Below are 15,888 nucleotides of genomic sequence, written 5' to 3' on the forward strand. Positions count from 1 at the left end.
ATATTCTGCCCTGATAAGCCAGTGCTAAGTCTTTACTTAGCTCATGTTAGCGGCTTGTGAAGGAACAAAGGAATTCCAATTGTTCCTGAATTTTGAGTCTCATTACGTCCAACAAATTTCAGTGCGCTACTCTTCTGAAACTTGGCACTCACTAATTCGTCTAACGCTACCGATAGTCGTCGAGTCTGATTACTATTCCCTAAATCCGAAAAACATTGTAAGATAGATTTATTAAATAATACTGGGTACCGGCCTACACCGGTATGACGATGAATGAGTGAAAAACTCCACATAAGATCCAAAGGCTCTTTGAGTGTTTGGCGTCCGATCAATAACATAGCTGTGTTTGTGCACGCGGCTTGTGAATATGGGATTAATCCCAAAGATATTCTTGCCGGAAGCGGCATAAAAATGAGCGATCTGGATGATCCCCATCGCATTATCACGACGGCACAGGAAATTATGATTGGCCGCAAGCTGGCGCAACTTGCTCCCGCTCATATAAGCGGTCTGGATTTAGGGCCTCATCACCATTTGATTTCCAAAGGTAAGCTGGGTATGGCGGCGATGTGCTGTGAAACGGCGCTTGATGCCCTTAAAATGATGATCACATACATTGACCTGACATCTTCATATTTTCAGTACGATTTAACGGTTGATGGTAAAAAGGGTTGCGTCCGCATGAAAGAGTTGGCGAGTCTGAACGATTTTCGCCTTTATATTTTTGAGACCGAAATTGTTTCACTTTATACCATGTGTTCCATGATTACTGATGATGTGCATATTTTTAACGAAATACGTGTGGCATTTCCCGCGCCGGATTATGCTGCCAGGTATAAAGAAATATTTCATTGCCCTGTAGTTTTTAACGCTCCCGAACATTTGATGATGTTCGATGCCACGCTTCTTAAAAAACCACTCAGACATGCCAATTCCCTGACTAAAAAAGTTCTGGAACAGGAATGTCGCCAATTGTGTGAACGTCTCAACGAGAACGCGACAGTCAAAGATAAAATCCGGCATGAGCTTTTATTTGTGGAAGGCAATTTCCCGACTCTCGATCAACTGGCTCATCGCATCAACATGCCGGAACGTACTATCCGTCGCAAACTAACGGCGGAGGGAACTTCGTACAAGGATATCCTCTCGGAAATCCGCAAACAAAAGGCGCTGGAGCTGATTGCAGCGAGCGATTGTTCCATGGAAAAAATCGCATCCATGCTTGGCTATAGCGATGTGGCCAGTTTTTATCACGCCTTCAAAACATGGACAGGCAAAACGCCTGCGAATTACCGCAAAAAAGCATCTTGATACAGCCGTTTTGATTTTTTTACTTTTCACCATTTAGTGAGCCAAGCTGAAATCGAGTGAAACGATGATTGAAGCGTGAGGCGAACTATCCCCGAAGTGAAACGGAGAGGGGCACCCTTTACCTTTTGCTTTTCATTATTCATATATGTCATTGTTAAATAAGAATAATCAATAATCGGTGGCCGTTTTTATCAATATAAATGTCCGTTCATCTCATTGACACTTTTGCCTCTCTAATGTACCTTGCATCATCAAAATTATTCCCCACGATTTTCTTTAGTTGTAGTGTTGCTTCGGGAAAACCAGGAGGATGCCGCATGCTGACTGTTGGAATAGATATCGGTTCCATAACCACGAAGATAGCCATGATGGATAGCGGCAAGCTTTTGCACACGGACGTGGCTTTAAGCGGCTACGACATGGACAAGGCCTGGCGCGACATTTACGCCAAGATGCTCCAAAGTACCGGTAAAAAGGAAAAAGACATAGGCTGTATTATTTCCACCGGATATGGCAGGAATATTGTTGATGCCGCTCAGAAGAAAATTACCGAAATCACCTGCCACGCGGCTGGAGCAAAGTATTTTTATCCCAAAGTTAAATCCGTCATTGACATCGGCGGGCAGGACAGCAAGTTCATTAAGATGGACGATAATGGCAGTGTTGCCGATTTTGTGATGAACGACAAGTGTGCCGCCGGGACAGGACGATTCCTCGAGGTGATGGCGCGCGCTCTGCATGTGGAAATCAAAGATTTTGCCGACATGTCGAAGAAGGCGAAAAATTCGGTTACCATCAGCAGCATGTGCACGGTATTTGCGGAATCGGAAGTCATCTCGCTGATTGCCAAGGGCGAAAGCAGAGAGAACATCATTTCGGGCATTCATGACTCCATAGCCTCCAGGATGATGTCCATGATGAACCGCTCTGGAGTAGTCAATCCGATTGTTATGACCGGCGGGGTGTCGAAGAATATCGGCATGAGACAGGCTCTGGAGAAAAAAATCGGAATGAATATCGATGTTCCGGAACATGCGCAGATTTGCGGAGCTATCGGTGCGGCGATACTGGGCGATAAAAAATAGATGGCCAATTACGTAGAACAAGAAACTGTCATTCCCTGTCCTCCGCCAGCAGGGGACATTATGACACAGTTTTTTTTGCAGGAACGACAAACTTTTTTAGTATTATTATTGATTTCTAGAGAATCAATTTTGGGGGTAAATGATGAAGAAGTTCGCGTATTACGATACCGGACATGAATTCCCGGAAGAAATCGTCATGGCTGCCGGGTTCACACCGTATAAGATTCTGGGCGATGTGAGCGTGCCCACCGACCCGGCCGACCGTTATATTCATAATTACATCTGCCCGTTTTCGCGCTCCTGCCTTACCTACGGCATGGAGCACTCGCAGGAGTGGGTGGGTATTGCTTTCTGTCACGGATGCGACACCACCAATAATCAGTATGATATCTGGAAGTACCATGTAAAAACTGATTTTCTCTACTGGATCAATACACCGGCAAAAAATGACAAAACGTCCAGAGTCTATCATGAGCATGAATTACGGCGTTTCATCGACAACCTCGAAAAAAAATTCTCACTTAAAATCACCGACGATAATCTGAAAGAAGCCATAAAAAAATCGAACAAAGTAAAAAGCCTGATGCGGCAACTGGCATCTCTGCGGTGCGTGAAGGACATACCGAACGCGGATTACCATGCAATCACCCGCAAATGCGTGCAGATTGATAAGGACGAACTGATAAAAGATTTGGAGGCAACACTTAAGGCGTGGAAGGAACTGCCCGCTTTTCCAGCCGATAAAGTACCGGTGCTACTGACCGGCTCAGACATCACTTATCCCGAAATTATGCAGGTATTCGAGGCGGCCGGATTGAGAGCTGTGCGCGACGACATGTCGTTGGGCGAGAGATATTTCACCGAAACGATTTCGGAATCCGGTGATCCAGTCAAGGCTCTGACTGAATATAATTCACGCATACCTCAGCCTCCCACAAAGATTCCCTTTGAAGCAAGGCTGAACCACCTGCGTAAGTGCCTTGCGGAAACAAAGGTCCAGGGGATCGTCTATCAGATACTGAAATTCTGCGAACCGCACGGTCTTGATCTGCCGTATATTTCCGGCGAGCTCAAAAAGGATGGCCACAGACTGATCGTCATCGAAAGGGACTATACTCCCAACATCGATCAGCAGCTCGTGAGCCGTCTGGAGAGCTTCAGAGAAATAGTAACCCAATGAGATCGGGAGGACTGTTATGATAAGATTGGCCCGTTTCATCGCTCAAAACCCGAAACTATTCGCGCAGGGCATCAAGGGATATCTCAATCAGCCCCTGACACCACGCATGTTTCAGATCATGATGCAGTATATCAATCATACAAAGATGTGGAAACTCAGACCATGGAAGTTTACGAGGTTCGGTGTATCCAGCGCAGGTTTTCCCAGCGAAATTCCGGCAGCCATGGGATATTTCCCCGGTTACCCGGAAGCTTACGCAGCGCTCACCGGCGCGGCCGGATGCACTGTACGACCCATTGAATATGCCGAGAGCCTGGGCTACAACCGCGATCTGTGCAGTTATATGAAGACCAGCATCGGCGCCTCGCGCATGGATTGGCCCGAAGACTTCGGCGGACACAGACCGGCGGATGCCTATTTCTCGGCCAACATGGTTTGCGACACTCACCTGAAATGGTTTGAAAGTGAGGCCCGGATTCACGGGAAGCCTCATTTTGCGCTGGATGTTCCGAATCTTGTGGCTGGCGAGAGCGAAGCGCGAATCGAGGAGTACATCGATTACATCGAACAACAATTATGGGATTTGATTAAATTCCTCGAAGAACAAACCGGCAAGAAATTCAATGAGAAGAAGTTCTTTGAATACGTAAACAACTCGCACGAGATATGCAGGATATTCAAGGAACTTTATGAATACAGAAAAAGATTCCCTGCCAACCATTATTTCGAATGGGTGCGCTGTTTTATGCTGCCGATGGTTACTCAATGGAATCAGAAGGACGCCATAAGGTATTACTCAAAACAGTTGCGCGTGGCGCAGAAACGCTATGGCGAAAAGAAGGTGATTGAATCCGGCAGGGAAAAGTACCGTGTTCTTTGGGAAGGTATTACCCTCTGGTACAATGTTGATCTGTATAAGAAGGTGCTGGCGGATAAAGGCGCCCGTGTTGTTATGGATCCTTATACATATTCATTCGCCGGACGCAGCAAGCCGAAGCACACGTTGAAGGAAACCTTACGGGCTATGGCCAGGGACCATATCATTATTCCCTTCACCTTGAATCTCGATAGAAGGATCGAATATTTTAGCAACCTCATCATGGAATATGACCTCGATGGAATAATCATGCATGCCAATCAGAGCTGCCGGCCGAGCAGTACGGGCCTGTATGATTTGCAGGACGCGCTCCAGAAACGCTGGGGCATTCCCGTGCTGATGATGAATACCGATCACTGTGACCCGCGCGCCTACTCCGAAGGGCCGATGAATACGCGCATCGACGGATTTGTGGAGTTGATGGAGGAGTATAAGAAGAAGAAAAAAGGGTAAATAAATGACAGAAGTCTTTACAAAAAGCACAATCGCCGGCATCGAATTTAATAATAAAATATTCCGTTCTGCAACATTTGAAGGTCTTTCCGATCAGGAAGGAAGGCCCACTAAGAAGCTGTCAGATCTGTATTTAAAACTGGCCAAAGGTGAGGTCGGCGCGATAATAACGGGGCTAATCGGTGTTCAGAAAAAGGGAAGAACCACTTCCCGAATGTGTATGCTCGACAGGGATGATTTAATTGATGATTATAAACAAATAAATGATAAGCTAAAAGAATATGGCGTACCGGTTATCGCCCAGCTTGCGCACGGAGGCGGACAATGCGATAAAATTGCGTCCGGCGGCTTTAACCTTGCGCCATCGATAAAATTTTATTCTCTGACAAATAAATTTTCACAGGTTCTTTCAGAAGAAAATATTATTGACGTAATCGATTGCTTCATAAGCGCTATTGAAAGAGCGAAAAAGGCAGGATTCTCGGGAGTGCAACTCCATGCGGCTCACGGATACCTTCTTTCTGAATTTTTATCAGGCGGGCTGAACAGGAGAAAAGACAAATGGGGAGGCTCAACGGAAAACAGCTTCAGGATAATCGCCGAGATAATGAAAGGCGCAAGGCAGCGTGTCGGCAACTATCCGATACTGGCCAAGTTCAGTGCCTATGATTATTTAAAAAATGGCATCAGCATGGATGAAGCATTGCGCATCGCGGTTATGTTTCAAAAAGCCGGAATTGACGCACTGGAAGTATCGAGCGGAGCAAACGACGGACTGAACACTATCAGGGCAGAAAAATTACCGTCTGACTCGATAATAGCCAATATGCTTCCAATAAAAATAAACTCTGAAATAATGAAAAGAGTGCTGAGAAGAATAATGCCTCTTTTTGTAAAAAGATATGACCCGATTTATAATTACAACGTTGCTGCGGCTGAAAAAATCAAAAAGAAAGTAGACATTCCGGTTATTGCTGTCGGAGGGATAAGAAACATCAACGACATCAATTCCATCATCAACAAAAATAAAGCTGACTACGTTGCCATGTGCAGGCCTTTTATCATTGAACCTAATCTGGTGAAAAAATTCAAAGAAGGAAAACAGGACAATTCAAAATGCATCGACTGCTGCTACTGTATGTTCGGGGTGGTGAATAATCCTCTCCGATGTTATTATGGTAAACTGCCGGCGTAAGAAGTCCGGAGTCAGAGGTTGATTATCACACATTAAATCAAAGCATTCTATAACTTTGTATGGGGAGGGGAAGAATGGAATATAAATACTTGAAAACACGGCGTGAAAAATCAACTCTTTGGGTTGAAATAAAAAATCCGCCGGTAAATTTTTTGACCGTGGCCATGCTTGAAGAACTGTTTGATCTGGTCAAGCAGGTATCCCGGGATGATTCCGTCAGAGTTTTCATTCTGACCGGCGGCTTGGAAGATATTTACATCATGCACTTCTCGATTCCCGAATTACTCACTTTATCAACAGATAATAAAAAATTACTTCTCAATCTTTTCGTAAAATCAAAAATAACAGGCGCCATTTTTAAATATGTAACTACATCCACCAACTGGCTGATGGATTGTTTCGGATGGTACGAAACGTTGATGCTGAAATTAGCCAAATTCATGAGCGGTTATTCTTCAAGTCTTTATCTGTGGTTTATCATGCAGAGAGTTTACTTTGCGATTGAGCGGCTCAACAAAATTACAATTGCGGCTATCAACGGTAATTGCAACGGTGGTGGCACCGAACTTTCTGCATGTTTCGATTTCCGCTTGATGGTGGGTGACCAGGGATTCACACTCGGACAACCGGAGGTGCTGATAAACATAGTGCCCGGCGGCGGCTCTTCGCAGAGACTTCCGCGGCTGATCGGCAGAGCCAAGGCGCTCGAGTTCATGCTGCGTGGCAATCAGATGAATGCCGGGGAAGCCCAGCGCATCGGTTTAATCACGGGATTTTTCGATAAGGCAGAGTTTAAAAAACGCGTGCAGGAATTTGCCGACCTGATGAGCAAGCGCCCCATGACGGCCGTGGACGCGATTAAAAAATGTGTCCATGACGGTATGGAAACAACCTTAAGGCACGGATTGAGCATTGAGATGGAACAAAGCCTCCGCTGCCTGGATAATAAGGAAACAATCGAAGCCATGCAGGCCTATATCAACTATCTGGATAGAAATGTTATTCCCGCTGTCGGTAAAAATACCACAACCGGGGATATCAATAGAATTGTGCAGGAAACGGTGAAGCATTTGGAAGAGGGAAAACTCTACACCTTCAAACATTGAGGTGGAGATTTTATAAAAATTTAAATTCAGGGGCACATAATGAAAAATTTAAAAAACAAAGTTGCAGCAATAACAGGAGCGGGCTCCGGCATTGGCAGAATGTTGGCTCTGGGACTGGCTGACGAGTCCTGCCATTTGGCTATATCAGATGTCAATGCGGCTGGTCTTAAAGAAACGGAAAAATTAATTGGCAAAGGTGTTAAGATTTCAACTCATATTGTGGATGTGTCCAGGCAGGATCAGGTAATCAGATTCGCGAAAGAGGCCGAAGAGCGTCACGGCGGAATCGATATCATAATTAACAATGCCGGAGTAGCTCTCGGCGATTTTCTGGAGACTGTGCCGATTGAGGACTTTGAATGGCTCATGGGCATAAATTTCTGGGGGGTCGTATACGGCACAATGGCGTTTCTTCCGTATCTGCGCAAAAGGCCCGAAGGCCACATAGTTAATATATCGAGCATCAACGGAATAGTGTCGAATCCGAATAACGGACCCTATTCAGCATCAAAATACGCGGTCAGGGGATACACTGAAACTCTGATTCAGGAGATGAAGGGAACCAACATAGGCGTCAGTTGTGTTCATCCGGGAGGGATTAAAACGAATATCGCTAAAAATACCAAGGTCAATAAAACATATTACTCGATTTCCAGTAAACAGGCAGCCGAGCTGTATGACAAAGAGGTGTTTCGCACCACCGCGGAACAAGCCGCGAGAGTTATCATCAACGGAATCAAACGAAATCAGCAAAGGGTAATGATTGGATACGATGCGAAGATTCTGGATCTGTTTATGAGGTTCTTTCCTCAAACATCGGTTAACATTACTGCGATTGTAGCCAAACGTATGGCAAAGAAATATGCCGGGATGAAAGCATGATATATTTAGACGATCTACTAAAGGCTGGCGATTTTGCCCAGGCCGTTAACGCGATCGCGAAAGATTTCCGCGATAAATATAAAATTCCTGATATTTTTCAACTTGGCATTGTCGTGCCGGATGTCGAGGATGCCGCAGCCGAACTTGAAGGCAAGGGGTTCGGTCCTTTTTTCATTGCCTCGGACACGCTTGATTTATGGCGCGAACACGGGAAATCAGAAAAATTTCAGGGCAAGGTAGGTATAGCCTATTATAAAGGATTCGAACTCGAACTGCTGGAGTCGGGCATCGGCTCCGATTTCTATAAATCATGTGTGGATAATCGAGGAAGAATGGTAATACAGCATCTGGGCTTTCATTCATCTGATGTTGACAAGCAGGCTCGAAGTCTTGAAGAAATCGGTTGCCCGACGTGGGTGAGAGGAAGAATAAAATCGTTTTCGCTGGTTACGGATTTTGCGTATATGGACACGCGAGCAGAAGCAGGTATAATCTTTGAATTTATCGATATGAAATTGATGGGGTTTCCCATAAAGTTGTCGGCTGGTATTGTTCATCCTCTAGGGCGATTGGAAAAGATCATTGGCAAAAGGAGTTTATCATTCTGATTTCAATTTTCATTCAAGCGCTACCTTTGTCGGCAGCGTCGGGGTACTCCTCGGAGTACATAAAAAGTACACCTGCGTTGCCCCCTTTACTGCCTTCTCGGGATCATCTTGAATGCAAAATGAAATAAAAGGAGATTATATTGAATGAAAGAAAATTATATGAATCCCCGTATTCCCCTGCCGGAAATGGATAGTCTGGCTCCAGAAGTCAGAGCAGTAGTGGAAGCATTTCCCATGAATGTCATGCGCATGGCGGCCAATGCTCCCGCCAGCACCAAAGCTCTGGTTGATTTTGCGCAATCCGTTTTGTTTTATAGCTCGTTCGATCCCCGCAAACGCGAGATTGCCGTGCTCAGAGTCGCGCAGATGACGCACTCCGTTTACGAATGGACACATCACGTAGCGGTTGGTAAGCACTTCAAAATAAGCGATGAAGAAATAGAAATCATTCGTACCGAGGAACCGGTTACATCTCTTGATGAAGAAGGCAATCTCCTCTGTCGTGTAGCGGATGAAATCAGCCGGGATGTCCGGCTCAGTGACGATGCCCTTGCAAAAGTGCTCGAGCGCTATGGAGCGCAGGGGGCGACGGAACTTATTCTCTGCGTCAGCTATTTTAATTTCTTGAGCCGGTTTCTGGAATCAACGCGTGTAGAACTGGAACACACATAACTGCTTTACTCAATTTCCTTTATGTATTATTGTGAGACTCCAATTACGCAAGCACAGCGCAGTGGAATTGGTAAGTTGTAATGAAACTCAAACTTTAAAAGCGAATAACCTAAAGGTCACTATAGGCGCATTAAAGTTTGTTAGTCGAATTATCCAATCCCGATGTGTCGGGATTGGGAACGATCCCGCCTGGCGGGGGTATTCATACCTGTTACCGATTTGAATAACTAAAACTGCCTCTGCACTTGTATTTTTTTATAAGCCAAGAGGAGATTTGATTCCATGATCTTCCTGCAGATATATGAATCAAAATGAATAACGAATATTGGAGGGGAAAATGTACATTGTACTGAGAAGGAGAATCAAAATGTGTTTGAATCTGATTAAAAAACTTATGGGAACCAGTGGTGTTATCTTGACTTTATTATTAGCATGCTGTGTGATGATTTTTTCGGGGACATCGGTTTACGGGGCGAATAATCCTTTTGATGATGGTGGTTCGATTGCGAATCCGGCAATTTCTGCCGAGAAATGGAAATGCCAACAAGATTATAATAAGGAGATTGATTGTATAAACGATAAATATGGGCCGCTCCTTGCTGACAAAAAAACAGAAATCCAAAGATACACTACCCAGATAGAAAAATTAGAATCATCTAAATTGGCTATTCACGGCAAAGCAACTCAGGAAGCATTGGAAAAGCGCACAAAAGCAATGAATGAGTTTGAACAGATAAAACGCAAAAGAATCGAAGAACAAAATAAAGCAAAGACCAAACTAAAGGAATGCTTTGATAAAATTAAAAAAGGAAAGTAGGAAGAATTCGAAGAGATAAAGAGTTAAGTCTCTTCTTGGCTGACTTACTAGTTAAAAAAACATAATACATAATTAAAGATGATCAATTGCCCTGTCCGGCGGGATAATAAAAAACAATGTCACAACTGTCAAAAAGCTTCAAATTCGTATTCCCAGATGTTTCTTCTTGTTCGGTTGCTGTTTTGTATAATTCTTAAAATTAAAAGATAAAACATAGAAGGAGAAAGTTATGTTCGATTACATGATGACCAAAGAGCAAATCAAGATAAGGGATGAGGCAAGGGATCTGGTTAAATGGGTGCCCCGTCAGATGATTCTGGATATGGATACGGATAAGATCAAATTTCCGAAGGAATTTTTGCAGGAAGCCGGCAGGCGAAATTTACTGGGGTGCCGTTATCCGAAAAAATGGGGCGGCCGTGATATGGATTGGGTGACCACGTGTATGCTGATGGAAGAGGTGGGAACTCTGGGTTATGAAATGGCTTGTGTTTTCGGAGTAGGCGCGGAACTCGTCTGTGACGCGATTATACAGCACGGTACTGATCAGCAAAAAGAAAAATATGTAAAGCCTCTCTTGAAGGGAGAAATTTTTGCGGCGGAGTGTCTGACCGAACCGCGCGGCGGTTCTGATTTCTTCGGTGCGACAACCAAAGCTGAGGATAAAGGCGATCATTATCTTTTAAACGGTCAAAAACGGTTTATTGTCGGTGCCGAAGGAGCGGACTTTTTTCTCGTCTATGCCAAAACTCATCCCGAAGCCAAACCGCAGGAAGCTATTACCTGCTTTATTGTTGATCGAACCGAAGGCATAGAAGTTAAATATTTATATGGTTTGATGGGATGTCGTGGTGGCGGAACCGGTCGTATTATATTTCGCAATGTGAAAGTTCCCAAAGAGAATGTGGTGGGAAAGGTTCAGGGTGCCTACGCTGTTTTTAATACTATGATGATACCGGAGCGTTTGGGAACAGCCTCCATGACCATCGGCGCTGCCCGTCCCGCTCTGGAAATTGCCACTAATTATACATCCAGACGAAAAGCGTTTGGCCAGGTAATTGCGCAATTCGAAGGCGTGAGCTTTCAGATTGCCGAAGCCGCGATGCTGCTGGATGCTGCACGTGCCATGGCTTATGTTACAGCGCGGGCAGTGGATGATGGCGCGGATATGCACCGGATACGGCGCATGGTATCGCAGAGCAAAAAGTTTATTACCGAATCGTGTCAGAAAGTTGTTCATAATTCCATGCAGGTGATGGGCGGAATCGCCTATACCAATGTTTTTCCCATAGAACGAATCTATCGTGATGTTCGTCTGGCTTCCATCTGGACAGGCACCAGCGAAGTCATGTCCATGATCACCGCTCATGAATGGTACCGTGAATATTTGATGCAAAAAGCAAAGCAAGATACCCGCGATTTCGAACAAGACGCACAGGAAGCCTGCGAAGAAGAGAAAATCTATGACGATGATGATATGTGGAATAAAGGGTGGTAAATTTTTTCGAAATGAAACAAATAAAGTTTAAAATAACATTAGTTTTATTTGCTTTGTCGTTTGCAACGCAGGTGTTTGCCTGGCATGATCATACTCACCTTGCAATCTGTAAAGCGACGGGGTCTGATATGTGGTATCACTGCGCGGGACCGGATATTGCCAAAATCAAGGCGGGCAATATGGAAGCCTACAATCACTGGTTTAACAATTCTGCTGAAGCCGAGGTCACGCCGCAAATGGTTTTCGATCAAATTGGGCATTATAACAAAAGAAGTAAATTGTTTGATACGGATGGACATATTTTGGGGGCGATAATTGCATCGTTGAGAGCGTACGAAAAAGATCTTCAGGCTGGTGAATACGCCTTGTATCATCTTGTTTATTGCGCTCATTACATCAGCGATCTTTCGATGCCTCTGCATAACATCGCTTACGACGACTTCAATCGGGAACACCATAACGCCAATGACGGCATAGTAGAAAATACTATTTTGAATGATACCGAAAAAATTTCCAGATACATATATCCCATAACCTTAAGTGATAAAAATATTGAAGCCGATCTTGCCCGCGAAATTGCGCGAATTGCCAACATCAGCCGCAAACTGGGCTATAAACTACGTGCGGAAAAAAGAGATATGACGAAGCAGGAGGCATACATTCAATTACGGCACAGCACCTCATTGTTGAAAGCGGTTTTGCAGCACTACAACCACGGGTATTAAACCCTCCGCATATGGGAGTGGATGTAACTGGCACCCAATATTTTTATTATTGCAATGAAATCAACAAATTAACCATGTAATGTTTTGTTGATGAACCGTTTTTTACCTTGGAATTAGCTTTGACAAGCTTTGATGACTCTGGTAGAAATCAACTTTCAATCGCAGGATTATATTATTGTTAAATAATCGTTATTTGATTCTAACTTAAAAATGAAGGAGACTTTTTTATGAAAAAGATTTTGATTTTTGCATGTGCATTCCTTTTTGTGGCGGTGGTTGCATTTGCCGCTGGACCAAAAACTTATCAGGTAACAGGGCCGGTTCTGGAGGTCAGTTCGGATATGATTGTTATTCAGAAGGGCAAGGACAAATGGCAGATGGGCCGTGATGCAGCAACCAAGGTAACAGGCGATCTGAAAGTCGGTTCCAAAGTCACCATTGAATACACGATGAAAGCGGTAACGGTTGAAGCAAAGGAAGCCAAAAAGAAATAATAATATTTTTCACGAGCAATTAGGCGGCGCTCTTGATCCAATAAGGTGGGAGCGACCGCCTTTCTAAGAAGCAATATTTTATTTAATATCAAAAATCAAGTTTACAGAATATTGAATTCGTCGGAACTGTTAAATCCGCGGAAGTTGTTTTGGAGAAGTAGAGAAGTTGAAAAAAGAATACAAGTACAGCACGGAAATCCTGCCGGATGTTTACAGCATAAAGCTTCCCCTTTCAGGCTATAAGCCGGGACCTGTTAACGCTTATCTTTTTAAAGGTGGGAAAATTACATTAATAGACACGGGTATGAAGCAAACGGCCGATCTTCTTAAAAAGGCACTGGGCGAACACGGTATCCGCTTTTCGGATATCGAAAGTATAATAGTTACGCACGGTCATCTTGATCACTACGGTGCCGCAAAGAAAATCGTCAAAGCCGGCGGAGCAAAAGTGACCGCACACGCGGAAGACATTCTTGCTATTGAAAAAGGCATGGAAGTTTCCCTTGGCAGATATACGAATTTTCTCAAACTGACGGGTGTTCCCCTGCCTATCGGAATTATGCTGGGATTTTTTTTCTTAATGTTCAGAACCATGTCTGACAATTGCAAGGTTGATATTGTCATGCGCGATGGAGACGAAATCGAGCTCGGGAAATATCGCGGGAAAATTATAGAAACCCCCGGCCATTCCAAAGGTTCTGTTTGCGTTTTTCTGGAAAAGGAGAAAGTCCTTTTTTGCGGAGATACGATTATTGAACACGTTACACCGAACGCTTTTATGATGCTTGATGAACACAAAAGGCTGCCGGTAAGGCTGAGTCAGGCTGAATTTTATGAATCACTTGCCAGGATAAGAAAACTTTCGCCGGCGATGATATATTCCGCTCATGGAAAGGCTGTCTCCGATATTGACAAAATCATCGATGGTTACGAGAAGGCTTTTGCTGAAAGACAGGGGAAAATAATGTCAATAATCCGGTCCGGAGAAAAAAATGTATACAGAATAGCCAGAAGTCTTTTCCCGGAAATTGGGGGCACAAAGCTTCCGCTGGAGATATTTCTTTCCATTTCTGAAGTTTATACGAATATTCAGATTCTGCAAAGAGAGGGGAAAATTTCTTTAAATATAGTAAAAGGCCTGCTGGAAGTTACGGAAAGGGTGAAAGAAAAATAAAATTTTTACCAGTATATTCTTGGCAAAAAGCTTTTTTTTATTTTAATCAAACTACAACGTAAAAAAACAGGGAACGTTATGCGCATTGCCGCAGAATAAACTGCTATTCCACAATTAATAAGGGGGATGTTTCATGAAAAGAAAAAATAAATGGTTTGTAGTATCGTTGGTTTTTGTCGTTGCTTTAATGTTTGACATGAGTGTTGTCAGTTTAGCGGCAGAGCCAGCTCTTAAAATCGGTATTGTCGATATTAGTAAAATAATGAAAGACTCCAAGGCTGCAAAAAGCGCTCGGGCGATTTTCACTAAGGAACTCGATGCTAAAAAAGCTACCTTAAAAGTTAAAAGCGATAAAGTTGCCGCTCTGGATAAGGAATTAAATAAACTGGACCAGAAATCATCCGCCTGGAAGGATAAACGCGACAGCCTGGCCAGGGAATTCAAAGAAATGAAGGTCATGGAAAACGAAATGAATAAGGAATTACAAAAGAAAGATATCGATCTTTCCAATAAGATTTTTACCAACATTCAGCAGATTCTGAATAAACTCATGAAGAGTGAAAATTATTCGCTCATTCTGGACAAAAAAGCCGTTCTGGCCGGCAAAGACGGTTTGGACATAACCGATAAGGTCATTAAAATTTACGATTCGCAGAAATAATTACCGGTAAGATTTAAACACATAAAAAGTCCCGGGCCAAAAAATCGGGGCTTTTTTATTTGCCTAATCAGACAAACAATCGACAAATTAAAAATTTTTGAATTTATACTTCAACATGGCCCAGATGCCGTAGACCCCATCCATCCACTGTACCTTTTTGCCTTGGTTAATGGTTCTCGGGTAATAGTGAATGGGTACAGTCATTATTTCCATTTTGTCTTTTTTTAGCGTTTTAATGAAAAATGGAGTTATTTCGGCAAAGTCAAACGCAAATCCATTCTCTTTGAACTCTACATCTCTGGTTAACTCCGCGGCCCACACCTTGTAACAGGTATTGATGTCTTTTACATTTTTCCCCAATATGAAAGTTCCCATGATGGTCATCGTCCGGCCACCGATGTAAAAAGATAAATGGGCTGTCTTATTTCCTTTCAAACCTAGGCGGTTGCCATAAACCACCTTGGTTTTACCTTCAATAATCGGTTTTAATAACTCATTGTAATCAATTGGATCGTACTCAAGATCGGCGTCTTGTATTATTAAAATATCTCCTTGCGCAGCTTTAAGACCTGATCTTATTGCAGCACCTTTACCCGGAATTTTCTCGACCAGCAGTTTTGTGCTGACATCTTTATTCCTGACTATCCAATCGGACACTAACCTGTTTGTGTTATCCTTGGAATTGTTGTCTATGACAATGATTTCCTTTTCCAGAAATGTTTCAGCAGATTTTACTTTGTCCAATAACTGAACCACAGTTGCCTGCTCGTCATATGCAGGAATCAAGATAGATAATTTTTTATAATTATTTTTTATCATATTTATTCGTGAAACTACAATTTCGAAAGCGAAGCACCGCGGAATTGGTAAGTTGTAATGAGACTCAAACTTTATAAGCGAAGCGTATTAAAGTTTGTTAGTCGAATTATCCAATCTCGATAAATCTGGATTGGGAACAATCCCGCAAAGCGGAGGATATGAAACCCCGAAGCTTGCTTTGGGGTTTCATACCCGTGACTTAATATTTTTTGAGATCAGTCAAATAATCTTTAATGATAAAAGCAGCAAAAAATCAACCACGAAAAATACAATTTTAAATATACTTTTATGAGATATATCTTGACAAACAAAAACCACTTTTCTATTTCTT

At 43.3% G+C, this 15,888-nt stretch carries 17 protein-coding genes; 16 read left to right on the top strand and 1 reads right to left on the bottom strand.

Annotated features, from left to right (window positions below; genetic code table 11):
• The first annotated feature begins 273 nt into the window (after positions 1-273).
• From CVU62_14805 to CVU62_14875, 15 genes are all read left to right on the top strand, one after another.
• Complete coding sequence (locus tag CVU62_14805) at positions 274-1,311, top strand: hypothetical protein (GenBank protein PKN36422.1); 1,038 nt, start codon at positions 274-276, stop codon at positions 1,309-1,311.
• A gap of 317 nt (positions 1,312-1,628) precedes the next feature.
• Positions 1,629-2,396 (top strand): 2-hydroxyglutaryl-CoA dehydratase, encoded by a 768-nt coding sequence (locus tag CVU62_14810; protein ID PKN36423.1) that lies wholly within the window; start codon positions 1,629-1,631, stop codon positions 2,394-2,396.
• Positions 2,397-2,535: 139 nt separating this feature from the next.
• Entirely contained in the window at positions 2,536-3,576 is a 1,041-nt protein-coding gene (locus tag CVU62_14815) for a hypothetical protein (protein PKN36424.1), read from the top strand.
• A 16-nt stretch (positions 3,577-3,592) separates the two neighbouring features.
• Positions 3,593-4,906: a hypothetical protein gene (locus tag CVU62_14820; GenBank protein ID PKN36425.1), complete on the top strand. Its 1,314-nt coding sequence runs from the start codon at positions 3,593-3,595 to the stop codon at positions 4,904-4,906.
• Positions 4,907-4,910: 4 nt separating this feature from the next.
• Complete coding sequence (locus CVU62_14825) at positions 4,911-6,101, top strand: NADH:flavin oxidoreductase (protein PKN36426.1); 1,191 nt, start codon at positions 4,911-4,913, stop codon at positions 6,099-6,101.
• A gap of 74 nt (positions 6,102-6,175) precedes the next feature.
• On the top strand, positions 6,176-7,207 hold the full coding sequence (locus tag CVU62_14830; protein ID PKN36427.1) for an enoyl-CoA hydratase/isomerase family protein: 1,032 nt from the start codon (positions 6,176-6,178) through the stop codon (positions 7,205-7,207).
• A 39-nt stretch (positions 7,208-7,246) separates the two neighbouring features.
• The gene (locus CVU62_14835) at positions 7,247-8,089 is read left to right on the top strand and encodes a hypothetical protein (protein PKN36428.1); all 843 of its coding nucleotides are present in this window, start codon (positions 7,247-7,249) and stop codon (positions 8,087-8,089) included.
• Entirely contained in the window at positions 8,086-8,697 is a 612-nt protein-coding gene (locus CVU62_14840) for a hypothetical protein (GenBank protein PKN36429.1), read from the top strand. The genes CVU62_14835 and CVU62_14840 overlap by 4 nt, the downstream gene beginning before the upstream one ends.
• Positions 8,698-8,841: 144 nt before the next feature.
• A complete protein-coding gene (locus CVU62_14845; GenBank protein ID PKN36430.1) occupies positions 8,842-9,369 on the top strand; it encodes a hypothetical protein in 528 nt (175 codons plus the stop codon).
• A gap of 367 nt (positions 9,370-9,736) precedes the next feature.
• Positions 9,737-10,186, top strand: coding sequence for a hypothetical protein (locus CVU62_14850; protein ID PKN36431.1), 450 nt, complete (start codon positions 9,737-9,739; stop codon positions 10,184-10,186).
• A gap of 229 nt (positions 10,187-10,415) precedes the next feature.
• On the top strand, positions 10,416-11,684 hold the full coding sequence (locus tag CVU62_14855) for an acyl-CoA dehydrogenase (GenBank protein ID PKN36432.1): 1,269 nt from the start codon (positions 10,416-10,418) through the stop codon (positions 11,682-11,684).
• An 11-nt stretch (positions 11,685-11,695) separates the two neighbouring features.
• On the top strand, positions 11,696-12,409 hold the full coding sequence (locus CVU62_14860; GenBank protein ID PKN36473.1) for a hypothetical protein: 714 nt from the start codon (positions 11,696-11,698) through the stop codon (positions 12,407-12,409).
• Between the two features lie 227 nt (positions 12,410-12,636).
• Entirely contained in the window at positions 12,637-12,903 is a 267-nt protein-coding gene (locus tag CVU62_14865) for a hypothetical protein (protein PKN36433.1), read from the top strand.
• Between the two features lie 133 nt (positions 12,904-13,036).
• On the top strand, positions 13,037-14,077 hold the full coding sequence (locus CVU62_14870; GenBank protein ID PKN36434.1) for a hypothetical protein: 1,041 nt from the start codon (positions 13,037-13,039) through the stop codon (positions 14,075-14,077).
• 133 nt (positions 14,078-14,210) lie between these two features.
• Positions 14,211-14,738, top strand: coding sequence for a hypothetical protein (locus tag CVU62_14875; GenBank protein PKN36435.1), 528 nt, complete (start codon positions 14,211-14,213; stop codon positions 14,736-14,738).
• A gap of 87 nt (positions 14,739-14,825) precedes the next feature.
• Here the strand turns inward: CVU62_14875 and CVU62_14880 are convergent, their stop codons facing one another.
• Complete coding sequence (locus CVU62_14880; GenBank protein PKN36436.1) at positions 14,826-15,557, bottom strand: glycosyl transferase; 732 nt, start codon at positions 15,555-15,557, stop codon at positions 14,826-14,828.
• Positions 15,558-15,651: 94 nt separating this feature from the next.
• On the opposite strand from CVU62_14880, the gene CVU62_14885 reads away from it, so the two are divergent.
• Complete coding sequence (locus CVU62_14885) at positions 15,652-15,849, top strand: hypothetical protein (protein ID PKN36437.1); 198 nt, start codon at positions 15,652-15,654, stop codon at positions 15,847-15,849.
• Positions 15,850-15,888 lie beyond the last annotated feature (39 nt).

Source organism: Deltaproteobacteria bacterium HGW-Deltaproteobacteria-2 (assembly GCA_002840505.1).
Lineage (GTDB): Bacteria > Desulfobacterota > Syntrophia > Syntrophales > Smithellaceae > Smithella.